The following is a 22,510-nucleotide window of genomic DNA, read 5'->3' on the forward strand; positions in this document are numbered from 1 at the left end:
AGGGGCATCAACCATCAATCCAAATTCCCCCGAAAGTGCCCCCGCATGCCCCCGGATTCACACGGGTCAAACTGGACAAATCAGGAATAAAAAAACCCGTGAAGCCTTATGCTATCACGGGTTTCTGGATTTCCAAGGACGGCCTCGGAAGGGTATTTGGTGCCGGCTGCAGGACTCGAACCCGCCACCTGATGATTACAAATCAACTGCTCTACCAGATGAGCTAAGCCGGCGTAGCGCGAGATTCTACCTCATTTCACGATCTTGAGGCGAGGTCTGCTGCCACCTTTTGAACCGTCGCCATCGCCGTCGGTTTTCGGCGGTTCGTCGGCGCCTTCGGAAGGCTCCTCGTTCGCACCGCTGTCGGCCACCGGCGTCAACGCAGCAGGCGACTCGTCGCGCTGCGCCTCATCCGTCTGCGCCGCATCTTCGTCGAACGCGCCCGAATCCGCGCCTTCACCCGCGACCGCATCGACCTGGAACGCCATGCCCTGCCCGTTCTCGCGCGCATAGATCGCGAGCACGTTGGCAACCGGAATCTCGATCTTGTGCGCTTTCCCGGAGAACCGGGCCGTGAACTCGATCCACTCGTTGCCCATCTGCAACTGGCTCGTCGCCTCGAAGCTGATGTTGAGCACGATCTCGCCGTCACGCACGAACTGACGCGGCACGCGCGTCGAGTTGTCGACCCTCACCGCGATATGCGGCGTGTAACCGTTATCGGTGCACCACTCGTACAACGCGCGCAGCAGATAAGGCTTCGTTGAAATCTCTTGCATCACAATCCTCGAACCCGGAGCGGGGACGCGGCATGCCGCGCCGCCCTCTCCGTCATGCACTCATTGCACCATCAACGACGCATGACCTTTTCGGACGGCGTCAGTGCTTCGATATAGGCCGGACGGCTGAAGATCCGCTCGGCGTACTTCATCAGCGGCGCCGCGTTCTTCGACAGTTCGATGCCGTAGTGATCCAGACGCCACAGCAGCGGCGCGATCGCGACGTCGAGCATCGAGAATTCCTCGCCGAGCATGTACTTGTTCTTCACGAAGATCGGCGCGAGCTGCGTCAGGCGATCGCGGATCGCGAGGCGTGCCTTCTCGTGGTTCTTCTCCGCTGCCTTGCCCTTCTCGTTCTCGAGCGTGCTGACGTGGACGAACAGTTCCTTCTCGAAGTTGAGCAGGAACAGGCGTGCACGTGCGCGCTGCACGGGGTCGGCCGGCATCAGTTGCGGATGCGGGAAGCGCTCGTCGATGTACTCGTTGATGATGTTCGATTCGTACAGGATCAGGTCGCGCTCGACCAGGATCGGCACCTGACCGTACGGGTTCATCACCGAAATGTCTTCCGGCTTGTTGAACAGGTCGACGTCACGGATTTCGAAGTCCATGCCCTTCTCGAACAGCACCAGCCGGCAACGCTGGGAGAACGGGCAAGTTGTGCCGGAATACAGAACCATCATGTTTGCGTTTCCTCAAAAAAGCCGAGGGCCGGCACGCGGCGAACCCCTTCCGGGGTTCCACCTTGCGCCGGCCCCACGCCGGTCAGGCGTGATTACTTGATATCTTTCCAGTACGCAGCATTGAGCCGCCAGGCCAGGAAAGTCAGGACACCGAGAAAGATCAGCACCCATACGCCGAGGCGTTTGCGAGTCTGCTGAGCCGGCTCGGACATCCAGGTCATGTACGCCACCAAGTCGGCAACCGCAGAATCATAATCCACCGCGGACAATGTCCCCGGCGTGACCTGCTGGAAGCCGACGAGCGTATGAACCTTCTCGCCCGTCTCCTCGTCCGTCTTGTCTTCGAATTTGGCGGTGCGCTGCCCCTGCAGCTGCCACAGTACATGGGGCATGCCGACGTTCTCGAAAACCGCGTTGTTCCAGCCGGTTGGCCGCGTATCGTCGCGGTAGAAGCTCCGCAAATACGTATACAGCCAGTCTCGGCCGCGTGCACGCTCCTCGACCGACAGGTCGGGCGGCGAGGTGCCGAGCCAGTTCTTCGCGTCTTCGGGCCGCATCGCGACGGACATCGTGTTGCCGACCTTGTCGGTCGTGAACAGGAGATTCTTTTCGATCTCCTTCTGGGATATGCCCAGATCCGTCAGGCGGTTGTAGCGCATCAGGTTCGCGCTGTGGCAGTTCAGGCAATAGTTTACAAACAATTGCGCGCCGTGCTGAAGCGAAACGAGATTTTCCGTGTTATCGGGCGCCCGGTCGAGCGGAAAATTACCTTCCGCCCGAACCGCCGGCGCCACCAGCAGCGCACACGCGGTCGCCCCGATCAGCGCGAGTGTCGAAAGCAGTTTCTTCATGTCGTTCTCTCCTCGCTCACGTTAATGGGGCTTGAAGCGCACCCGCTCCGGCGGCTGCTTGAACGTGCCAAGCGGCGTCCAGACGGGCATGCCGAGGAAGAACGCGAAGTAGATCAGCGCGCAGGCCTGCGCGATCAGTGTCGAGGCCGGGGAGGGCGGCCGCGTGCCGAGGAACCCGAGGGTCAGGAACGCCACGACGAAGATCCCGAGGAACACCTTGTGGAACAACGGCCGGTAGCGGATCGACTTCACCGGGCTGCGGTCGAGCCACGGCAGGAAGAACAGCGTGATCACCGCCGACCCCATCACGACGACGCCCCAGAACTTCGACTCCGTCAGGTACATGAACACGACGATCGCCGCGGCCAGCACCGGCAGGCCTGCTTTCCACTTGCCGCGCGCGCGGATCAGCGCGAGCACGCCGAGCAGCGCGATCACGATCATCAGCACGATCTTGAACGGGTCGGTGGTCGCACGCAGCATCGCGTAGAACGCGGTGAAGTACCAGACCGGCGCGATCTCGGGCGGCGTCTGCAGCGGGTTCGCCGGGACGAAGTTGTTCGCCTCGAGGAAGTAGCCGCCCATCTCCGGCGAGAAGAACACGATCAGCGCGAACACCATCAGGAAACCGCACACGCCGAGGAAATCGTGCACCGAGTAGTACGGGTGGAACGGAATGCCGTCGAGCGGAATGCCGTTCTCGTCCTTCTTCGCCTTGATCTCGATGCCGTCCGGGTTGTTCGAGCCCACTTCGTGCAGCGCGACGAGGTGCGCGATCACGAGGCCGACCAGCACGAGCGGAATCGCGATCACGTGGAACGCGAAGAAGCGGTTCAGCGTGACGTCCGACACGACGTAGTCGCCGCGAATCCACAGCGACAGGTCGGGGCCGACGAACGGGATTGCCGAGAACAGGTTCACGATCACCTGCGCGCCCCAGAACGACATCTGGCCCCACGGCAGCAGGTAGCCGAAGAACGCCTCGGCCATCAGGCACAGGAAGATCGCGCAGCCGAAGATCCACACGAGTTCGCGCGGCTTTCGGTACGAGCCGTAGAGCAGCCCGCGGAACATGTGCAGGTAGACGACCACGAAGAACATCGACGCGCCCGTGGAGTGCATGTAGCGGATCAGCCAGCCCCACGGCACCTCGCGCATGATGTACTCGACCGACGCGAACGCGAGCGTCGAGTCGGGCTTGTAGTTCATCGTCAGGAAGATGCCCGTGACGATCTGGTTGACGAGCACCAGCAGCGCGAGGGAGCCGAAGAAGTACCAGAAGTTGAAGTTCTTCGGCGCGTAGTACTCGGAAACGTGCTTCTTCCAGGTGGACGTGAGCGGGAAGCGCTGATCGATCCAGCCGGTGAGACCTGTCGTGGAGACATCCTTGTTGTCGGCCATCACGCTTCTCCTTTCTCGTCCTTGCCGATCACGAGGGTCGTTGCCGACGTGAACATGTAGGGCGGGATGTCGAGATTCTGAGGCGCCGGCTTGTTCTTGAACACACGGCCGGCGAGGTCGTAGGTCGAACCATGGCACGGGCACAGGAAACCGCCCGGCCAGTCGTCCGGCAGGTTCGGCTGCGGACCCGGCGTGAAGCGTTGGCTTGGCGTGCAGCCGAGGTGCGTACACACGGCCATCACGACGAGAATATTCTTGCGATCGGCTCGCGAGCGATATTCGTTCGCGCAATACGCGGGCAACGGCATCGTGTAGGGCTTTTCGGTGGTCGGATCGGCCACTTCCTTGTCGGCCTTGACCACGTCGGCGAGCATCGCGTCGGTGCGGTTCAGGATCCACACCGGCTTGCCGCGCCACGGCACGGTCACCATTTCCCCAGGCTTCAGCCCGCTGATGTCGACTTCGACCGGTGCACCGGCCGCTTTCGCTTTCGCGGACGGCGCAAGCGACGCCGCGAAAGGTATGACGGTGGCTACGCCTCCCACGCCACCTGCTACGGATGTCGCAATCAGCCAGGTACGGCGGCCGCTGTCGACGCGTTTCTCTTCCTTGTCTCGCATCACACGCCCCACTTCTGAGTTGGATTTTCCGTCACGACTTTCCATTCCGCCGCTAGTTTGCTCGAATGGAGTCGTCATTTACAAGGCCCGGAGATGAAAATCCCTTCGAAGTGTTTGATAGTTAAGGGTTTTCCCCCACTATCGGAGCGATTGAATCATTTCACTTTTAAGCATTCGCTACATTGCGAAATTTCGATGCGCTGCCGCAAATCCGGCATTCAGACGGGATTATGGATATCGATAAAAAGGTGTTCGATATCGAATTCTTCGGACAAGTGGGCGCCAAGTGCCTGGATTCCGTAGCGCTCGGTTGCATGGTGCCCTGCCGCAACGAACGCGACGCCGCTCTCGGCGGCCGTGTGCGTCACGTATTCGGACACCTCTCCGGTCAGGAACACGTCCGCCCCGGCCTCGATCGCCGCATCGAAATAGCTTTGCGCGGCGCCGGTGCACCACGCGATGCGGCGCAGCTGCATGTCCGGATCGCCGAGCACGAGCGGCGTGCGGCCGAGCGTGCGCTCGACCTTCGCAACGAAGTGCTCGAGCGTGACGGGCATCGGCAACGTCGCCATCCACCCGAGGTCGCCTTCGCCGAAACGCTGCTCGCCGATCAGGCCGAGCCGCTCGCCGAGCTGCGCGTTGTTGCCGAATTCGGGATGCGCGTCGAGCGGCAGGTGGAACGCGAACAGGTTCAGGTCGTTCGCGAGCAGCAGCTTCAGGCGCCGGTACTTGCGGCCCGTGATCTGCGGCGCCTCGTTGCGCCAGAAATAGCCGTGATGGACGAGCACGGCATCGGCCCCCCATTCGAGCGCGGCTTCGAGAAACGCGACCGACGCCGTTACGCCGGTGGCGATCTTCTCGATCTTGCGGCGCCCCTCGACCTGGAGGCCATTCGGGCAATAGTCCTTGAAGCGCGCGGTTTCAAGGGTATTGTTCAAGTACAATTCAAGTTCGATCCGATCCATATAAACCTCTAATCCATTCAGATGCTTAGACGCTTCTGGCTGTTCTTCGCGCAGGCGGTTACCGTGCTGCTCGCGCTGATGTTCATCGTCGTGACGCTCAAGCCGCAATGGCTGCAACGGCAAGGACAGCTCGGCAAGCAGCTCGCCACGCCGATCGTTGCGCTGCGGGAAGTCGCGCCTGGCATCGGCGGCGCGCCTGCGACCACGTCGTACGCCGAAGCCGCGCAAAAGGCGATGCCGGCCGTCGTCAACGTCTTCTCCAGCAAGGACGGCTCGCTGCCCCCCGACCCGCGCGCGAAAGATCCGCTGTTCCGCTACTTCTTCGGCGACCGCAACGCCCGCAAGCAGCAGGACGAACCGGCCGCCAACCTTGGCTCGGGCGTTATCGTGAGCCCTGAAGGTTACATTCTAACGAACCAGCACGTCGTGGACGGCGCCGACCAGATCGAAGTCGCGCTCGCCGACGGCCGCACGGCCACCGCGAAGGTGATCGGCAGCGATCCCGAAACCGATCTCGCCGTGCTGAAAATCAACATGACGAACCTGCCGACGATTACGCTCGGCCGCTCCGACCAATCGCGGGTCGGCGACGTCGTGCTCGCGATCGGCAACCCGTTCGGCGTCGGCCAGACGGTCACGATGGGGATCATCAGCGCGCTGGGCCGCAACCACCTCGGCATCAACACGTTCGAGAACTTCATCCAGACCGACGCGCCGATCAACCCCGGCAACTCGGGCGGCGCGCTGGTCGACGTCAACGGCAACCTGCTCGGCATCAATACGGCGATCTACTCGCGTTCGGGCGGCTCGCTCGGCATCGGCTTCGCGATCCCCGTGTCGACCGCGCGCACCGTGCTGGAAAGCATCATCACGACGGGCTCCGTCACGCGCGGCTGGATCGGCGTCGAGCCGCAGGACGTCACGCCGGAGATCGCCGAGTCGTTCGGGCTCTCGCAGAAATCGGGCGCGATCGTCGCCGGCGTGCTGCAGGGCGGCCCGGCCGACAAGGCCGGCATCAAGCCGGGCGACATCCTCGTGTCGGTCAACGGCGACGAGATCACCGACACCACGAAGCTGCTGAACACCGTCGCGCAGATCAAGCCGGGCACACCGACCAAGGTGCACGTCGTGCGCAAGGGCAAGGAGTTCGACGTGACCGTCGTGATCGGCAAGCGCCCGCCGCCGCCGAAGCAGACGCTCGACGAACAGGACAGCGATACCGAATGACGTCGGGCATGCGGCGCACAGCCGCGTGCCGGAACCGTCGGAAAAGCAAAAGGGCAGCCGGCTGGCTACCCTTTTGCTTTGTATCGAAAGACCCTCGTTGCCGGGAAGATGGCCTCGCCATCCGCTTTCCGACCGATTACGCCACCGCTCAGGTCCGGCCGGAAGCGGCCGCACACCGCCCGGCGCATTGCGCCATCAACTGGCGGCTTCGCCGTTCTCCGCCTCGCCTTCCTCGGCCGGCTTCTTCGGCACGAAGAACCGCGCAGCCAGCAGCCCGATCTCGAACAGCACGACCAGCGGCAATGCGAGCATCAGTTGCGAGAACACGTCCGGCGGCGTGACGACCGCCGCGACGACGAACGCGCCGACGATCACGTACGGCCGCATCTCCTTCAGCTTCTTCAGCGACAGCACGCCCATCCGGACGAGCAGCACGACGACGATCGGCACTTCGAACGTGACCCCGAACGCGATGAACATCCCGAGCACAAAGCTCAGGTAATTATCGATGTCGGTTGTCATTTCCGCCCCGAGCGGCGCGTTGTAGTGCGCCATCACGCGGAAGATCGTCGGGAATACGAGGAAATACGCGAACGCCATCCCGCACAGGAACAGCACGTAGCTGCTGCCGACGAGCGGTGCGACGAGCTTCTTCTCGTGCTGGTACAGCCCCGGCGCGACGAACGCCCAGATCTGGTACAGCACGATCGGCAGCGCGATCACGAGCGCGACGAGCATCGTGACCTTCATCGGCACGAAGAACGAGCCGGTGACGTCGGTGACGATCATCTTGCCGTCCTTCGGCAGGTTCTGCATCAGCGGCCGCGCGAGCAGCCGGAAGATGTCGGGCGCCCAGTAGACGAGCCCGAGGAACACGACGATCACGGCCGCCCCCGCGCGAATGATGCGATCGCGAAGCTCGACGAGATGGGAAATGAAGGTTTCTTCCGGGGCGTCGCCCGGGTTCTGCTGGGGGTCGCTCACACCGGCCCTCGGTAGGATTGACGAGCGAGCATGCGCTCGGCTCAGAAGAAGCGCGTCGGCCGGCGCAGGCTGGCCGGCTGGTGGCGCGCGACACGCGCGGCGCCCGACTGCACGTGCGTACGGCGGGTGGTCGCGCGCTTGTACCAGACAGGCGCAGCCGCCTGCTTGACGCGCCAGTTGCGGCGCTTCGGCGCGAGCGCGGCCGTACTGCCGCGCCACGACGGCGCGCCGGGCGTGTCGGAACCGTACGAACCGGCGCCGCCCGCCGTTTCGTCAAGACCGCCAACCGCGGAATGCCACGTGTCGTTCAGTTCCTTCTCGTGCTCACGCAGGTTGTCGTGAATCGTCGTCTCGACATTGCGCGCGGCCGCCTCGAAATCGGTCTTCATCGTCCGCAGCGCGTCGAGTTCGATTTCGCGCGAGACCTCGGCCTTCACGTCGTTGATGTACCGCTGCGCACGGCCGAACAGCGCGCCTGCCGTGCGCGCAACGCGCGGCAAGCGCTCGGGGCCGAGCACCACGAGCGCGACGACGCCGATCAGCGCCATCTTCGAAAGACCGAGATCCAGCATCGCGAATGCCTGTCAGCGTGCCGGCGTTACGCCTTGTTCGAGTCGGAACGCGTCGTTTCCTTCGCGTTGACGTCGACCGAGCCCGAGCGCGGCAGTTGCTGCGCGTCCGCCGGTGCTTCGCCTTCCTTCATGCCGTCCTTGAAACCCTTCACGGCGCTGCCGAGATCGTTGCCGATGTTGCGCAGCTTCTTCGTACCGAAAACCAGCGCGACGATCAGCAGCACGATCAGCCAGTGCCAAATGCTCAATCCACCCATGATGAAACCTCTCCTCAACCACGCCGCTACGCGGCGCAAATCGCCGGCAACGCGCCGGCTTCGACTATCGATGCGGGGAAACGCCCCGCGCCGTCAACCCATCCGCTGCCACGGGCGCGGGCCGGCCAGGATATGTGCGTGCAAGTGGTAGACCTCCTGCCCGCCGCCCGGGCCCGTGTTGATCACCGTACGGAAACCGGTTTCGCCCCCCGTATACGCGACGCCGAGCTGGTTGGCGAGACGCGAGACGAGCAGCATCAGCCGGCCGAGCATCGGTGCATCGGCGTCGCTCGCCGACGACAGCGTCGGCAGATGCTGGCGCGGAATCACGAGCACGTGCGTCTCGGCCGCCGGGCGGATGTCGCGGAACGCGACGAATTCGTCGTCCTCGTGCACCTTCGTGCTCGGGATCTCGCCTGCCGCGATCTTGCAGAACAGGCAATTCGGATCGTGACTCATGTTGCTCCTGCACACGCCCGCCCGCGGCCGGTCAGAACCAGGCTTGCGAATCGAGCGGCTTGTTGTCGTTCAGGTACAGCCAACCCTTGATGATACGGTACAGCGTCCAGATCCATGTGACAAACATCACTGCGAATCCGATCACCACGAACAGCAGCGCGAACCCGATCACGTACGCGATCAGCGCGCGCCAGAACGTGCGGATCTGCCACTCGAAGTGGGCCGCATACGGCGTGCCGGCCACATCGTCGCGCTTCACGTAGTTGATGATGATCGCGATGATGCCCGTGACGCCGCCCGTGAGCCAATGAAACGCATAGAGGCCGTAGAGCACGTGAGTCAGCGTGCGCAGCCCGTTCAGGCGCTCGGCGTCCGCGGCCCCCGGCACCGACGGCGGCGGAAACTGGCTTGGCGTATCGGTCATGATGCTACCCCCGTTAGATGACAATTCTTACAGCTTACCGCACTGTGGCCATCCCGCGACAAGGGTCTGTCACCCGCCGTTTTCCTCGCGCTCGCGACGCTTGCGCAGAGCCTTCTCTTCGATGCCCGACAGCCCTTCGCGGCGCTCGAGCTCGGCGATCACGTCGGCCGGGCTCAAGTCGAAATGCGACAGCATCACGAGGCAGTGGAACCACAGATCGGCCACCTCGCCGACGAGCGCGGTCGGCGCGCCGCCCTGGCGCACGTCCTTCGCGGCCAGCACGACTTCCGTCGCCTCTTCGCCGATCTTCTTCAGCACCGCGTCGTCGCCCTTGTGGAACAGGCGCGATACGTACGATTGATCGGGATCGCCGCCCTTGCGGCTGTCGATCACGGCCGCGAGGCGCAGCAGCGTGTCTTCGGTCGATTGCGTCATTTGTAGATGTGTTCGGGATCTTTCAGCACCGGTTCGACCGTGACCCAGTCGCCGCTCTCCACGGTGCCTTCGAATTTCTGGAAGAAGCACGAATGCCGGCCGGTGTGGCACGCGATGCCCGACACCTGCTCGACCTTCAGCAGCACGACGTCCTCGTCGCAGTCGAGCCGCACCTCGTGCACGTGCTGCACGTGGCCCGACTCCTCGCCCTTGAACCACAGGCGCTTGCGCGAGCGCGAATAGTAGACCGCACGCTGCGTCTCGATCGTCTTCGCCAGCGCCTCGCGGTTCATCCACGCGAACATCAGCACGTCGTTCGTCGACGCTTCCTGCGCGATCACCGGCACGAGGCCGCTGTCGTCCCAGCGGACCTTGTCGAGCCACGCGGGCAATGCATTCTTTTCCGTATTCATCACAGCCTCACCGGGATGCCTTGGTCGGCCATGAAGCGCTTCGCCTCGCCAACCGTGTGTTCGCCGTAGTGGAAGATACTCGCGGCCAGCACCGCATCGGCGCGGCCGTCCTTGATGCCGTCGGCCAGGTGCTGCAGCGAGCCGACACCGCCCGATGCGATCACCGGCACCGGCACCGCGTCCGACACGCCGCGCGTGAGCGCGAGGTCGAAGCCCGACTTGGTGCCGTCGCGGTCCATGCTCGTGAGCAGGATCTCGCCCGCGCCGAGCTCGGCCATCTTGCGCGCCCATTCGATCGCGTCGAGGCCCGTGTTCTTGCGGCCGCCGTGCGTGAAGACTTCCCAGCGCGGCGTCTCGCCGTCGGCCGACACGCGCTTCGCGTCGATCGCGACGACGATGCACTGCGAGCCGTACTTGTCGGCCGCGTCGCGCACGAGTTGCGGGTTCGCGACCGCCGACGAATTCATGCTGACCTTGTCCGCGCCCGCGTTCAGCAGGCGCCGCACGTCCTCGACGGCGCGCACGCCGCCGCCGACGGTGAGCGGAATGAAGACCTGCGACGCGACGGCTTCGATGATCGGCAGGATCAGGTCGCGCTGGTCGGACGTCGCGGTGATGTCGAGGAACGTCAGTTCGTCGGCGCCCTGCTCGTCGTAACGGCGGGCGATCTCGACGGGGTCGCCCGCGTCGCGCAGCTCGACGAAATTGACGCCCTTGACGACACGCCCGGCGGTCACGTCCAGGCAGGGGATGATGCGTTTAGCTAGAGCCATGATGTTGCGCCAAATGCCGCGCTGGGACGGCCGGTTGCGGAAACCTCGCGCGAGGCTTCCGGTCGGGGCCGCCCGCAGGCAGCCCCGGCGAACGGGACAACCGCGCTTACGCGTTGTCGAGTTCGCCGTTCAGTTCGTCCGCGAGTTTTTGCGCGGCCGCGAAATCGAGATCGCCGGAGTAGATCGCACGGCCGCAGATCACGCCCTCGACGCCGTGCTCTTCCACTTCGCACAGATTCTCGATGTCCGTGAGGTTCGACAGGCCGCCGCTCGCGATCACCGGGATCCCGACCGCCTGCGCGAGCTTCACGGTCGCCTCGATGTTGATGCCCTGCAGCATCCCGTCGCGGCCGATGTCCGTGTAGACGATCGATTCGACGCCGTAGTCCTCGAACTTGCGCGCGAGATCGATCACTTCGTGGCCGGTCAGCTTGCTCCAGCCGTCGGTCGCGACCTTGCCGTCCTTCGCGTCCAGCCCGACGATGATGTTGCCGGCGAACGCGGTGCACGCGTCCTGCAGGAAGCCCGGGTTCTTCACCGCCGCCGTGCCGATGATCACGTAGGACAGGCCCGCGTCGAGATACTTCTCGATCGTCTCGAGGCTGCGGATGCCGCCGCCGAGCTGTACGGGGATTTCATCGCCGACTTCGTCGAGGATCGCTTCGATCGCCTCGAGATTCTTCGGCTTGCCGGCGAACGCGCCGTTCAGGTCGACCAGATGGAGCCGCCGGGCGCCGAGATCGACCCACTTGCGAGCCATCGCCGCGGGGTCCTCGGAGAAAATCGTGGCCTGGTCCATGTCGCCCTGTTTGAGGCGCACACACTGACCGTCTTTGAGATCGATGGCCGGAATCAGCAACATAGCAATCGGGTATCGTCGTGGAAGAAGAAAAGAATCCGGCGCGTACCGGCCAACCCGGTACCGCGCCGTCTCGCTAGTTTAGTACAACTCTTTCGGCGCCTAGGCGCGCCAGCCGCGCAAGACGGGCCTCTCCGGCCCGCCGACTGTGGCACGCACGCGACGTTCACGGCTTCCAGTGTACGAAGTTGCGATACAGACGCAACCCGACCTCCGCGCTTTTCTCGGGGTGGAACTGGGTCGCGAAGAGGTTGTCCCGCGCGACCGCGGACGTAAACGGCGCACCGTAGGCCGTTTCGCCAACCGTATGCGCCGGGTTGTCCGGCGTCACGTAATAGCTGTGAACGAAGTAGAAATACGCGTCGTCGGGCACGCCGTCCCACAGCGGGTGCGGCTGCGACTGGCGCACGCGGTTCCAGCCCATCTGCGGCACCTTGAAGCGCGAGCCGTCGTCCTGCAGGCGGCCGTCGAGCTCGAAACGCACGACCTTGCCGGGCAACAGGCCGAGGCCTTTCGTGTCGCCTTCCGCGCTCCAGTCGAACAGCATCTGCTCGCCGACGCACACGCCGAGCAGCGGCTTCGTGCGCGAGGCCTCGATCACGGCCTCCTGTAGGCCCGATTCGCCGAGGCAGCGCATGCAGTCGGGCATCGCGCCCTGGCCGGGCAGCACGACCCGGTCGGCCGCGCGGATCGCGGCCGGCGTATCGACGATCGCCACGTCGGCGGCCGGTTCGGCCTTCTTGAGCGCCTGCGCGACCGAGCGCAGGTTGCCCATCCCATAATCCACAATCGCAATCGAAGTTTTCATCTCAGTGCAGGCAGTAGCGCCCTCAGTCCATTGACGATGAATTCCACCGCCAGCGCCGACAGCATCAGACCCATCAGCCGCGTGGCGATGTTGATGCCCGTGCGGCCAATCCAGGCCGCGATCGGCTCGGCGAGCCGCATCGCGACGAAACACAGAACAGCCAGGGCCGCGCCGATCGCGACCAGCCCGGCCCGCTCATACCAGTGATGCGAGTTCGCCGCATAGATGATCACCGTGCTGATCGAGCCGGGGCCCGTGAGCAGCGGAATCGCCAGCGGCACGACCGCGATGTTGTCCTTCAGCTCGGCCTCGTGGCGCTCCTCCGGCGTCGATCGCGTGTTGCCGATCTGCGCGTTCAGCATGTTGATCGCCATCAGCAGCATGATGATCCCGCCGCCCACTTCGAGCGACCCGACCGAAATGCCGAAGAAGCTGATGATCTGCTGCCCGAGCAGCGTCGTCACCGTGATCACGCAGAACACCGACACCGACGCGATCCGGATCGTACGCCGCCGCTCGACATCCGTCTGCTGCGCCGTCAGGCTCAGGAAGAACGGCACGGCACCGACCGGGTTGATCAGCGCGAGCAGCGAAATGAACGATTTGAGCAGATCCATCGCAAGCCGGCGCCGCGCGCCGAAGCCGTGAGGTTGTCCTTGACGCTCCGTCCGGTCAGTTCAGGTTCAGAGACTGCCCTTCGTCGACGGGATCTGCCCCGCCGCACGCTCGTCCAGTTCCACCGCCGCGCGCAGCGCACGGCCGAAGGCCTTGAACACCGTTTCAAGCTGATGGTGCGCGTTGATCCCGCGCAGGTTGTCGATGTGCAGCGTGACGCCCGCGTGGTTCACGAAACCGCGGAAGAACTCGATCGACAGGTCGACGTCGAACGTGCCGATCCGCGCCCGCGTGAACGGCACGTGGAATTCCAGGCCCGGCCGGCCCGAGAAGTCGATCACGACGCGCGACAGCGCCTCGTCGAGCGGCACGTACGAATGGCCGTAGCGGCGGATGCCCTTGCGGTCGCCGATCGCCTTCGCGACGGCCTGCCCGAGCGTGATGCCGACATCCTCGACCGTGTGGTGGTCGTCGATATGCGTATCGCCATGCGCTTCAACCTCGAGATCGACCAGACCGTGTCGAGCGATCTGGTCGAGCATATGGTCGAGGAACGGCACGCCGGTGGCCAGCTTCTGCTGGCCCGTGCCGTCGAGATCGAGCTTCACACGGATCTGCGTTTCGCTGGTATTGCGAACGACTTCCGCCACACGCATGGCAATTCCTTGACTGAGTCGATGTAAATGGGGATTGATCGTTCGCGCTGCGGCACCCAGAGGCTCAACCGGGCAGCGCGAGTTTCAAAGCGGCCAGCAGGCGCGCGTTTTCGTCGGGAGAACCGACAGTCAGCCGCACGCATTCAGCCAGCAACGGATGCATTTTACTCACGTTTTTGATCAAAACCCGCTCGGTGAGCAGCGCGTCGAACACGGCAGCCGCGTCCGGCACGCGCACCAGCAGGAAATTTCCCGCGCTCGGGAACACCGTCGCGCCCGGCAGCGCGGCCACTTCCTGTGCGAGACGCGTGCGCTCCGCACGCAGATCGGCCGCCTGCGCATCGAGCACGTCGAGGTGGTCGAGCAGGAAATCGGCGGTCGCCTGGGTCAGCACGTTGATGTTGTACGGCGGGCGCACCTTGTCGAATTCGGTCAGCCACGCGGGCGAACCGACCAGATAGCCGAGGCGGATGCCCGCAAGGCCGAGCTTCGATACCGTGCGCATCACGACGACATTGTCGAATTCGGCGGCGCGCTGCAGCCACGAGCGAACGGCGAACGGCTGGTACGCCTCGTCGATCACGATCAGGCTGTGCCGCGCGGCCGCGACGATCCGTTCGATGTCGGCATCGTCGTACAGCGTGCCGGTCGGATTGTTCGGGTACGCGAGATAGACGATCGCCGGACGATGCTCGGCGATCGCCGCGAGCATCGCGTCGACGTCGAGCGTCAGGTCGGCCTTCAGCGGCACGCCGACGAATTCGAGCTGCGCGAGCTTCGCGGACAGCTCGTACATCACGAAGCCAGGCACCGGCGCGAGCACCTTCGCGCCCGGCTTCGCGCAGGCCACCGACATCATGCTGATGATTTCGTCCGAGCCGTTGCCGAGCAGCACGTCGCAGCCGGCCGGCACGCCCATCGCGTGACGCAGCTTGTCGAGCAGCGCGGCCGGGCGCGGCGCCGGGTAGCGGTTCAGCGCGACTTGCGCGAGACGCTCGCCGAGCGCCGCGGCGAGCGTCTCGGGCAGCGGGTACGGGTTCTCCATCGCGTCGAGTTTCACGAACCCGCTCGCGTCCGGCACCGGGTAGCTCGTCATCGCGAGCACGTCGCGGCGGATGATGTCTTGTGGCGTCGTCATGGTCTCAAGCCGGCGTGCGTCGCGCCGGCGTCAATGGGTCGGCAGAGCGGCGGCTGCCGCCCTGCACAGGTGTCTCCAGCCCCGGTTCCGGGGCAGGCCGGGCAGCGCATCGGCGCCAGCCGCGGCCCCGCACAACGTGTGGTCAGTTCTTCATCCGGAACTCGGCGCTCTTCGCGTGCGCCTGCAGCCCTTCGCCGTACGCGAGCTCGGATGCGATCTCGCCGAGCGTCTGCGCGCCTTCCGCGCTGACCTCGATCAGGCTCGAGCGCTTGATGAAGTCGTACACGCCGAGCGGCGACGAGAAACGTGCGGTGCGCGACGTCGGCAGCACGTGGTTCGGCCCCGCGCAGTAGTCACCCAGGCTCTCGCTCGTATAGCGGCCGAGGAAGATCGCGCCCGCATGGCGGATCTGCTGGCCCCATTGCTGCGGCTCCAGCGCGGAAATTTCCAGGTGCTCGGGCGCAATGTCGTTCGCGATCCGGCAGGCTTCGGCCATGTCGCGCACCTTGATCAGCGCGCCGCGGCCTTCGAGCGACGCGCGGATCACGTCCTGGCGCGGCAACGACGGCAGCAGCTCGTCGATCGCCTTTTCGACCCGCTCGAGGAACGCACCGTCCGGGCACAGCAGGATCGATTGCGCGAGTTCGTCGTGCTCGGCCTGCGAGAACAGGTCCATCGCGACCCAGTTCGGATCGGTCGTACCGTCGCACAGCACGAGGATTTCCGACGGCCCGGCGATCATGTCGATGCCGACCGTGCCGAACACGCGGCGCTTCGCCGATGCGACGTAAGCGTTGCCGGGGCCGCAGATCTTGTCGACGGCCGGCACCGTCGCCGTACCGTATGCGAGCGCGCCGACCGCCTGCGCACCGCCGATCGTGAACACGCGATCGACGCCGCCGAGCAGCGCCGCGGCGAGCACGAGGTCGTTCTTCACGCCATCCGGCGTCGGCACGACCATCACGATCTCGCCGACGCCCGCGACGCGCGCGGGAATCGCGTTCATCAGCACCGACGACGGATACGCGGCCTTGCCGCCCGGCACGTACAGGCCGACGCGGTCGAGCGGCGTGATCTTCTGACCGAGCACCGTGCCATCGCTTTCCGTGTACTGCCAGCTGTGCGTGCCGCACTCGATCTTCTGCTTCTCGTGGTACGCGCGCACTCGCGCGGCAGCCGCTTCCAGCGCCGCGCGCGCCTTCGGCGCGAGGCCGTCGAGCGCCGTCTGCAGCGCGTCCTGCGGCAGCTCCAGCGCGGCGACGCTGGTCGCGCTCAGCCGGTCGAAGCGGTTCGTGTACTCGAGCACCGCGGCGTCGCCGCGCGACTTCACGTCGGCAAGGATCTGCGCGACCGATTGCTCGATCGCCGCGTCTTCGCTCGCCTCGAATGCGAGCAGCGCGCGCAGCTCGGCGCCGAAGCCTTCGCTCGTCGAATCGAGCTTGCGGATGGTGATGGACATGGGAGTTCCGTTACGGTGATGCGCTCAACCGCCATTCTGCGACGCGCGTTCGAACGCGTCGAGGATCGGCTTGAGCGCCGTGCGCTTCAATTTCAGCGCAGCCTGGTTCACGACAAGGCGCGACGAGATCGCCATGATCTCCTCGACCTCGACCAGATTGTTCGCCTTCAGCGTGCCGCCCGAGCTGACGAGGTCGACGATCGCGTCGGCCAGCCCGACCAGCGGCGCAAGTTCCATCGAGCCGTACAGCTTGATCAGGTCGACGTGCACGCCCTTCGCGGCAAAGTGTTCGCGCGCCGTTTCGACGTACTTCGTCGCGACGCGCAGCCGCGCGCCCTGGCGCACGGCGCTCGCATAGTCGAAACCGGCCGACACGGCCACCGACATCCGGCAGCGCGCAATGTTCAGGTCGATCGGCTGGTACAGGCCCGAACCGCCGTGCTCGACCAGCACGTCCTTGCCGGCCACGCCGAAGTCGGCCGCGCCGTATTCGACGTAGGTCGGCACGTCGCTTGCGCGCACGATGATCACGCGCAGGTCGGGATTCGTCGTCGGCAGGATCAGCTTGCGCGACGTTTCCGGATCCTCGGTGACCTGTACGCCCGCCGCGGCCAGCAGCGGCAGGGTTTCCTCGAAAATCCGGCCCTTCGACAGGGCAAGGGTCAGCGGCGCGCTCATGCTTGGCTCCCGGAAAGGCGGCGCACGTTCGCGCCGACGGCGGTCAGTTTGGCTTCCATGCGGTCGTAGCCGCGGTCCAGATGATAGATGCGGTCGACCAGCGTTTCGCCGTCGGCACGCAGCCCGGCGATCACGAGGCTCGCCGACGCGCGCAGGTCGGTCGCCATCACGTTCGCGCCCGACAGCTTCTCGACCCCCGTCACGAGCGCGGTGTTGCCGTCGATCGTGATGTTCGCGCCGAGCCGGTTCAGCTCCTGCACGTGCATGAAACGGTTCTCGAAAATGGTTTCGACGACCTGCGCGGTGCCCGTCGCGACCGTATTGAGGGCCATGAACTGCGCCTGCATGTCGGTCGGGAACGCCGGGTATTCCGACGTGCGGATCGTCACCGCCGACGGCCGGCGGTCCATCTTCACGCGCAGCCAGCTGTCACCTTCCTCGATCGACACGCCGGCTTCGCGCAGCTTGTCGATCACCGCGTCGAGGATGTGCGGGCGCACGCCCGTCAGCATCACGTCGCCGCCGGCCGCCGCGACCGCGCACAGGAACGTGCCGGCCTCGATGCGGTCGGGGATCACCGAATGGCGCGCACCGTGCAGCCGCTCGACGCCCTGGATCACGAGGCGATCGGTGCCGATGCCGTCGATTTTCGCGCCCATCGCGACCAGCAAATGTGCGAGATCGCTCACTTCCGGCTCGCGCGCGGCGTTTTCGATCACCGTCTCGCCGTCGGCGAGCGTCGCGGCCATCAACAGGTTTTCCGTGCCCGTCACCGTGATCATGTCGGTCACGATGCGCGCGCCCTTCAGGCGCTTCGCGCGGGCTTCGATGAAGCCGTGCTCGATGCTGATCTCGGCGCCCATCGCCTGCAGGCCCTTGATGTGCTGGTCGACCGGACGCGCACCGATCGCGCATCCGCCCGGCAGCGACACCTTCGCCTCGCCGAAACGCGCGAGCAGCGGCCCGAGCACGAGGATCGACGCGCGCATCGTCTTCACGAGCTCGTACGGCGCGACGAGGTTGTCGACGCGCGACGCGTCGAGCTGCACGCGGCAGCCGTCGGTCTCGCTCTTCACGCCCATCTGGTTCAGCACCTTCAGCGTGGTGCGCACGTCCTTGAGGTTCGGCACGTTGTGGAGATCGACCGGATCACCGGTAAGCAGCCCCGCGCACAGGATCGGCAGCGCGGCATTCTTCGCGCCCGACACGACGATCTCGCCCGACAGGCGGTGGCCGCCTTCGATCACGAGCTTGTCCATCCCATGGCCATGCGATTCCCCGTTGGCGGCCGGGTGTGCCGTGGCGACGCTCTGGACGGCGTCGCGCTCGTTGACGGTGACTTGCACTCAGTGATTTCCGTTTATGCGTTCTGCCATTCGGCGGGCGTCAGCGTCTTCATGCTGAGCGCGTGAATTTCCTGCTTCATGCGATCGCCGAGCGCCGCGTAGACGAGCTGGTGCCGCTGGATCGGCCGCTTGCCTTCGAAGGCCGCCGACACGATCGTCGCGAAGAAATGCTGGCCGTCGCCTTCGACTTCCAGATGCGTGCAGGCGAGACCGCCGGCGATGTATTGCTTGACCTGTTCGGGAGTCGGCAACATGGTGTAAGGCTCCTGTCGGCGCGCGCCGCCCGGATGGCGGCCGCTGCCTGTCGATATCAATGACGCAGTTTGTAGCCGGTCGCGAGCAGCCGCATCGCGATCAGCGCGAGCAGCACGAAGAAACCGGTGACGATCGCGAGGCTCGCGAACGGGTTGATGTCGGACGCGCCGAAGAACCCGAATCGGAAGCCGTCGATCATGTAGAAAAACGGGTTGAGACGCGAGATCTCGCGCCACACGGGCGGCAGCGAGTGCGTCGAATAGAACACGCCGGACAGGAACGTCAGCGGCATGATCAGGAAGTTCTGGAACGCGGCGAGCTGGTCGAACTTCTCGGCCCAGATCCCGGCGATCAGGCCGAGCGTGCCGAGGATCGCCGAGCCGAGCAGCGCGAACGCCATGATGAACAGCGGCGCCGCGAAATGCATCGGGACAAACCAGATCGTCACGACGAACACGCCGGTGCCGACCGCGAGGCCGCGCACCACGGACGCGAGCACGTACGCGCCGAACATGTCGCGGTACGACAGCGGCGGCAGCAGCACGAACACGAGGTTGCCGGTGATCTTCGACTGGATCAGCGACGACGAGCTGTTCGCGAACGCGTTCTGCAGCACGCTCATCATCACGAGGCCCGGTACGAGAAAGCTCACGTACTCGACACCCGGATAGACCTCGACGCGGCCCGACAGCGCGTGGCCGAAGATCGTCAGGTACAGCAGCGCCGTCACGATGGGCGCGAGCACCGTCTGGAACGACACCTTCCAGAAGCGCAGCAATTCCTTGTAGAACAGCGTTTGAAACCCGCTCATGCCAGACCCTCGATCACCTCGGCCCCGTTCATCACCTGGACGAACACATCCTCGAGGTCGGCCTTGCGGACCTCGATCTCGTCGAACGTACAGCCCGCCGCGCGGCATTGCGCGAGGATCCGCTCGACATCGTCATAGCTCGTGAGGCGCAGCAGGTGCTCGCCCGGCGCGCGGGCGGCCGGGTCGGACTCCAGCCCGCGCAACTCGGACGGCAGGGCGCCGGCCGCGAGGCGCAGGTAGAGCTGCAGCCCGGCGAAGCGGCGCAGCAGCGCGTCGGTGCGGTCGAGCGCGACCACTTCGCCGCGACGCAGCATCGCGATGCGGTCGCACAGCGACTCGGCTTCCTCGAGGTAGTGCGTGGTCAGCACGATCGTGTGGCCTTCGCGGTTCAGGCGCGAGATGAATTTCCACAGCGTCTGGCGCAATTCGACGTCGACGCCGGCGGTCGGTTCGTCGAGCACGATCACGGGCGGCCGGTGCACGAGCGCCTGCGCGACCAGCACGCGGCGCTTCATCCCGCCCGACAGCGCGCGCATGTTCGCGTCGGCTTTCTCGGTGAGGTCGAGATTGGCCATCACTTCGTCGATCCAGTCGTCGTTGCGGCGCAGCCCGAAATAACCGGACTGGATCCGCAGCGTCTCGCGGACGGTGAAGAACGGATCGAAAACGAGCTCCTGCGGTACGACGCCGAGTGCACGGCGCGCGCCGCGGAAGTCCTTGACGACGTCGTGGCCGCGCACCGAGATGCTGCCTTCGTCGGCCCGGGCCAGCCCGGCGAGGATACTGATGAGCGTGGTCTTGCCTGCGCCGTTGGGGCCGAGCAGACCGAAAAACTCGCCTTCCTCGACCGACAGGCTGACGCCCTTGAGCGCCTGAAGCGACTTGTAGCGCTTCTTGACGTGACGGATTTCTATGGCTGACATGACTGTGCGCGACGCAATGGCCGCGACGCCTATTCTGTGCTTGCTGCGAAAGAAAATGGGGGCCGGACGCCGATTGGCTGCCCCGCAAAACGCTTGATTATAGGGCAAACCGGCTGGTGGAGCCGGTGCCGGAGGCACGCGGCCTGGAGCGTGCGCGCGCCGGGCGGCGCGGCAGGCTCCGGTCGGACAGGGTCAATGTCGCCCGGTGCCCTCGATGAGCGCGTCGACGCCGTAGGCGCGCGCGAGGCTGGCGAGCTTCGGGGGGAGATTGAGGATGTCGAGGGTCGCGCCGCGCGCTTTGGCGGCACGTTGCCATGCGAGCAGCACGGCGAGCGCGGACGAGTCGAACTGCGCCAGCGCCGCGCAATCGACGGCGGTCGCGCCCGCGCCGATGCGCGCAAGACCGTCCGCGAGCGCGGACTTCGCGCTCGCGACGGTCAGCGAGGAGCCGGCCTCGAAGCCGCTCACGACGCTTGCTTGCCGGCGGCAAGTTGCTGGTTGCGTTGCGTGAGGAACTGGATCAGGCCGTCCACGCCGCTCTGCTGGATCTTCTCGTTGAACTGCTGCTGGTACGTCTGGATCAGCCACGCGCCGAGCACGTTCAGGTCATACACCTTCCAGCCGTTCGTCGTCTTGTACAGGCGGTAATCGATCTGGACCGGCTGGCCGTTGTTCATCGCGACCGTCTTGACCACGACATCGGTATCGGCCGGATCGGCACGGAACGGCGGGTACTGGATCTGCTGGTCCGGCTTCAGCTGCGCCAGCGCACCCGAATACGTGCGGATCAGCAGCAGCTTGAACTGCTCCTGGACCTGCTGCTGCTGCTCGGCCGTGGCCGTGCGCCAGTTGCGCCCCATCGCGAGCTGCGTGGTGCGGCGGAAATCGGTGTACGGCAGGATGTCCTTGTTGACGATCGTAATGATGCGGTTGGTGTCGCCCTGCTTGATCGTCTGCTGCTTGACTTCGTCGAGCACCTGCTGCGTCGCCGTCTTGATCAGCGCTTGCGGGTTCGACTGGTCGACTTGCGCGTGGGCTGCGCTGCCGAACGAGAACAGCGCCGCGAAAACGGGGATCAGGAACAGTTTTTTCATCATAGTGACCTGCATGAATGAGTCGATGCGGAGGTTGGAGCCGGTAGCTTACGCGCAAGTTCGCGCACGCTACCGACTGAATCGTTTCGGGCTGTAACGAATGTAAATGCGTCAGTGCAGCCGGATGCTCGGGAAGCGCAGCCCGCCCGGCGACGGCGGCGCCACCTGCATCGCCGGCACGTTCGTTTCGCTGGCCGGGTTCGGCGATTCGGCCGTGCCCGAAGCCGGTGCGGCCACCGCCGCGCCCGCCGTACCGGCTGCCGCCGGCGCCGCGCCGTCTTCCGGCAGGTCGTACTTCGGCAGCGCGTCGCTGCCCGACGTCGCGGCCGCCTCGCCGCGGGCGTTGCTGATCAGCATCTGGCGGCGCTGCAGGTACGCGTTACGCACGAACGAATACTTGTCGAGGGCCGCGGCATCCAGCACGTCGCCTGCGCCGAGCAGGTTCGAACGCGTGTTGACGAGGTTGACGCCGAACAGGCCCCAGCTCACGCTATCCGGCTTCACGTAGGTGAGCGGGTTGCCGACGTAGTCGACGCCCAGGCCGGCCGTGTCGCGCAGCGTGCTCGGGCCGAGCAGCGGCAGCACGAGATACGGGCCCGACGGCATGCCGTAGCGGCCCATCGTGATCCCGAAGTCGGCCGTGTGCTTCGGCAGCTTCGCGATCGTCGCGACGTCGAACAGGCCGCCGACGCCGAACACCGTGTTGATCACGACCCGCATGATGTCGCCGACGCCGTCCGCGATCCGCAGCTGCACGATGTTGTTCGCCGCGATGTAGACGTCGCCGATGTTCGAGAAGAAGTTCGTCACGCTGTCACGCACCGGCTGCGGCACCACGTACTGGTAGCCCTGCGCGACCGGCTTCAGCGCATACGTGTCGACCGTGTCGTTGAACTTGTACATCGTCCGGTTGAAGCCTTCGAGCGGATCGCCCTTGGTCGGCGTCTGCACGGTCGCGCAGCCGCTCAACGCGGCGACTGCCGCCACCGCCAGCGCGGCCTGCCTAATGCGGATCGTCTGCATGG

At 65.2% G+C, this 22,510-nt stretch carries 29 protein-coding genes and 1 tRNA gene; 1 reads left to right on the plus strand and 29 read right to left on the minus strand.

Going from position 1 to position 22,510, the window contains the following annotated elements; genetic code table 11:
- Positions 1 to 157: 157 nt before the first annotated feature.
- From HWX36_RS32170 to HWX36_RS32200, 7 genes are all read right to left on the minus strand, one after another.
- Positions 158 to 233 (minus strand) — tRNA-Thr (locus HWX36_RS32170).
- 18 nt (positions 234 to 251) lie between these two features.
- Positions 252 to 779 (minus strand): ClpXP protease specificity-enhancing factor, encoded by a 528-nt coding sequence (locus tag HWX36_RS32175; protein ID WP_175957858.1) that lies wholly within the window; start codon positions 777 to 779, stop codon positions 252 to 254.
- Positions 780 to 850: 71 nt separating this feature from the next.
- On the minus strand, positions 851 to 1,462 hold the full coding sequence (locus tag HWX36_RS32180; protein ID WP_006400565.1) for a glutathione S-transferase N-terminal domain-containing protein: 612 nt from the start codon (positions 1,460 to 1,462) through the stop codon (positions 851 to 853).
- A 92-nt stretch (positions 1,463 to 1,554) separates the two neighbouring features.
- On the minus strand, positions 1,555 to 2,313 hold the full coding sequence (locus HWX36_RS32185) for a cytochrome c1 (RefSeq protein ID WP_175957859.1): 759 nt from the start codon (positions 2,311 to 2,313) through the stop codon (positions 1,555 to 1,557).
- A 21-nt stretch (positions 2,314 to 2,334) separates the two neighbouring features.
- The gene (locus HWX36_RS32190; protein ID WP_175957860.1) at positions 2,335 to 3,717 is read right to left on the minus strand and encodes a cytochrome bc complex cytochrome b subunit; all 1,383 of its coding nucleotides are present in this window, start codon (positions 3,715 to 3,717) and stop codon (positions 2,335 to 2,337) included.
- Positions 3,714 to 4,334: a ubiquinol-cytochrome c reductase iron-sulfur subunit gene (gene petA, locus HWX36_RS32195; RefSeq protein WP_011350741.1), complete on the minus strand. Its 621-nt coding sequence runs from the start codon at positions 4,332 to 4,334 to the stop codon at positions 3,714 to 3,716. Before petA ends, HWX36_RS32190 begins: the two co-directional genes overlap by 4 nt.
- Before the next feature lie 218 nt (positions 4,335 to 4,552).
- The gene (locus HWX36_RS32200) at positions 4,553 to 5,299 is read right to left on the minus strand and encodes a Nif3-like dinuclear metal center hexameric protein (protein WP_175957861.1); all 747 of its coding nucleotides are present in this window, start codon (positions 5,297 to 5,299) and stop codon (positions 4,553 to 4,555) included.
- A gap of 21 nt (positions 5,300 to 5,320) precedes the next feature.
- Here HWX36_RS32200 and HWX36_RS32205 point away from each other — a divergent pair, with 21 nt between their 5' ends.
- Positions 5,321 to 6,526, plus strand: a complete 1,206-nt coding sequence (locus HWX36_RS32205; protein ID WP_175957862.1) for a Do family serine endopeptidase — start codon at positions 5,321 to 5,323, stop codon at positions 6,524 to 6,526.
- Positions 6,527 to 6,721: 195 nt separating this feature from the next.
- On the opposite strand, the gene tatC is transcribed toward HWX36_RS32205, so the two are convergent.
- The 22 genes from tatC to HWX36_RS32315 form a co-directional block, all read right to left on the minus strand.
- Positions 6,722 to 7,510, minus strand: coding sequence for a twin-arginine translocase subunit TatC (gene tatC, locus HWX36_RS32210; RefSeq protein ID WP_175957863.1), 789 nt, complete (start codon positions 7,508 to 7,510; stop codon positions 6,722 to 6,724).
- Positions 7,511 to 7,551: 41 nt separating this feature from the next.
- The gene (gene tatB / locus HWX36_RS32215; protein ID WP_175957864.1) at positions 7,552 to 8,082 is read right to left on the minus strand and encodes a Sec-independent protein translocase protein TatB; all 531 of its coding nucleotides are present in this window, start codon (positions 8,080 to 8,082) and stop codon (positions 7,552 to 7,554) included.
- 26 nt (positions 8,083 to 8,108) lie between these two features.
- Entirely contained in the window at positions 8,109 to 8,339 is a 231-nt protein-coding gene (gene tatA / locus HWX36_RS32220) for a Sec-independent protein translocase subunit TatA (RefSeq protein ID WP_011350736.1), read from the minus strand.
- Between the two features lie 93 nt (positions 8,340 to 8,432).
- Positions 8,433 to 8,798: a histidine triad nucleotide-binding protein gene (locus HWX36_RS32225; protein WP_175957865.1), complete on the minus strand. Its 366-nt coding sequence runs from the start codon at positions 8,796 to 8,798 to the stop codon at positions 8,433 to 8,435.
- Positions 8,799 to 8,829: 31 nt separating this feature from the next.
- Entirely contained in the window at positions 8,830 to 9,222 is a 393-nt protein-coding gene (locus HWX36_RS32230; protein WP_175957866.1) for a hypothetical protein, read from the minus strand.
- A gap of 69 nt (positions 9,223 to 9,291) precedes the next feature.
- A complete protein-coding gene (locus HWX36_RS32235) occupies positions 9,292 to 9,657 on the minus strand; it encodes a phosphoribosyl-ATP diphosphatase (RefSeq protein WP_006485344.1) in 366 nt (121 codons plus the stop codon).
- A complete protein-coding gene (gene hisI, locus HWX36_RS32240; protein WP_175957867.1) occupies positions 9,654 to 10,070 on the minus strand; it encodes a phosphoribosyl-AMP cyclohydrolase in 417 nt (138 codons plus the stop codon). The genes HWX36_RS32235 and hisI overlap by 4 nt, the downstream gene beginning before the upstream one ends.
- Positions 10,070 to 10,843, minus strand: coding sequence for an imidazole glycerol phosphate synthase subunit HisF (gene hisF / locus HWX36_RS32245; RefSeq protein WP_175957868.1), 774 nt, complete (start codon positions 10,841 to 10,843; stop codon positions 10,070 to 10,072). Before hisF ends, hisI begins: the two co-directional genes overlap by 1 nt.
- Before the next feature lie 106 nt (positions 10,844 to 10,949).
- Positions 10,950 to 11,705, minus strand: coding sequence for a 1-(5-phosphoribosyl)-5-[(5-phosphoribosylamino)methylideneamino]imidazole-4-carboxamide isomerase (hisA, locus tag HWX36_RS32250; protein WP_175957869.1), 756 nt, complete (start codon positions 11,703 to 11,705; stop codon positions 10,950 to 10,952).
- A 163-nt stretch (positions 11,706 to 11,868) separates the two neighbouring features.
- Complete coding sequence (gene hisH / locus HWX36_RS32255) at positions 11,869 to 12,510, minus strand: imidazole glycerol phosphate synthase subunit HisH (RefSeq protein ID WP_014898304.1); 642 nt, start codon at positions 12,508 to 12,510, stop codon at positions 11,869 to 11,871.
- Positions 12,507 to 13,127, minus strand: coding sequence for a MarC family protein (locus HWX36_RS32260; protein WP_175957870.1), 621 nt, complete (start codon positions 13,125 to 13,127; stop codon positions 12,507 to 12,509). The genes hisH and HWX36_RS32260 overlap by 4 nt, the downstream gene beginning before the upstream one ends.
- 66 nt (positions 13,128 to 13,193) lie before the next feature.
- Complete coding sequence (hisB, locus tag HWX36_RS32265; RefSeq protein WP_006477126.1) at positions 13,194 to 13,781, minus strand: imidazoleglycerol-phosphate dehydratase HisB; 588 nt, start codon at positions 13,779 to 13,781, stop codon at positions 13,194 to 13,196.
- Between the two features lie 64 nt (positions 13,782 to 13,845).
- Positions 13,846 to 14,919, minus strand: a complete 1,074-nt coding sequence (gene hisC / locus HWX36_RS32270; protein WP_175957871.1) for a histidinol-phosphate transaminase — start codon at positions 14,917 to 14,919, stop codon at positions 13,846 to 13,848.
- A 142-nt stretch (positions 14,920 to 15,061) separates the two neighbouring features.
- Complete coding sequence (gene hisD / locus HWX36_RS32275; protein ID WP_175957872.1) at positions 15,062 to 16,378, minus strand: histidinol dehydrogenase; 1,317 nt, start codon at positions 16,376 to 16,378, stop codon at positions 15,062 to 15,064.
- Between the two features lie 24 nt (positions 16,379 to 16,402).
- A complete protein-coding gene (gene hisG / locus HWX36_RS32280) occupies positions 16,403 to 17,056 on the minus strand; it encodes an ATP phosphoribosyltransferase (RefSeq protein ID WP_175957873.1) in 654 nt (217 codons plus the stop codon).
- The gene (murA, locus tag HWX36_RS32285) at positions 17,053 to 18,402 is read right to left on the minus strand and encodes a UDP-N-acetylglucosamine 1-carboxyvinyltransferase (RefSeq protein WP_175957874.1); all 1,350 of its coding nucleotides are present in this window, start codon (positions 18,400 to 18,402) and stop codon (positions 17,053 to 17,055) included. The genes hisG and murA overlap by 4 nt, the downstream gene beginning before the upstream one ends.
- A gap of 14 nt (positions 18,403 to 18,416) precedes the next feature.
- A complete protein-coding gene (locus HWX36_RS32290; protein WP_006477131.1) occupies positions 18,417 to 18,656 on the minus strand; it encodes a BolA family protein in 240 nt (79 codons plus the stop codon).
- A 56-nt stretch (positions 18,657 to 18,712) separates the two neighbouring features.
- The gene (locus HWX36_RS32295) at positions 18,713 to 19,468 is read right to left on the minus strand and encodes an ABC transporter permease (protein WP_175957875.1); all 756 of its coding nucleotides are present in this window, start codon (positions 19,466 to 19,468) and stop codon (positions 18,713 to 18,715) included.
- Positions 19,465 to 20,391 (minus strand): ABC transporter ATP-binding protein, encoded by a 927-nt coding sequence (locus HWX36_RS32300; protein WP_175241006.1) that lies wholly within the window; start codon positions 20,389 to 20,391, stop codon positions 19,465 to 19,467. The genes HWX36_RS32295 and HWX36_RS32300 overlap by 4 nt, the downstream gene beginning before the upstream one ends.
- Before the next feature lie 192 nt (positions 20,392 to 20,583).
- The gene (locus tag HWX36_RS32305) at positions 20,584 to 20,859 is read right to left on the minus strand and encodes an STAS domain-containing protein (protein ID WP_175957876.1); all 276 of its coding nucleotides are present in this window, start codon (positions 20,857 to 20,859) and stop codon (positions 20,584 to 20,586) included.
- The gene (locus tag HWX36_RS32310) at positions 20,856 to 21,485 is read right to left on the minus strand and encodes an ABC transporter substrate-binding protein (RefSeq protein WP_175957877.1); all 630 of its coding nucleotides are present in this window, start codon (positions 21,483 to 21,485) and stop codon (positions 20,856 to 20,858) included. Before HWX36_RS32310 ends, HWX36_RS32305 begins: the two co-directional genes overlap by 4 nt.
- 111 nt (positions 21,486 to 21,596) lie before the next feature.
- Positions 21,597 to 22,508 (minus strand): VacJ family lipoprotein, encoded by a 912-nt coding sequence (locus HWX36_RS32315; protein WP_175957916.1) that lies wholly within the window; start codon positions 22,506 to 22,508, stop codon positions 21,597 to 21,599.
- Between the last annotated feature and the right edge of the window lie 2 nt (positions 22,509 to 22,510).

Source organism: Burkholderia sp. BCC0405 (assembly GCF_902833075.1).
GTDB lineage: Bacteria > Pseudomonadota > Gammaproteobacteria > Burkholderiales > Burkholderiaceae > Burkholderia.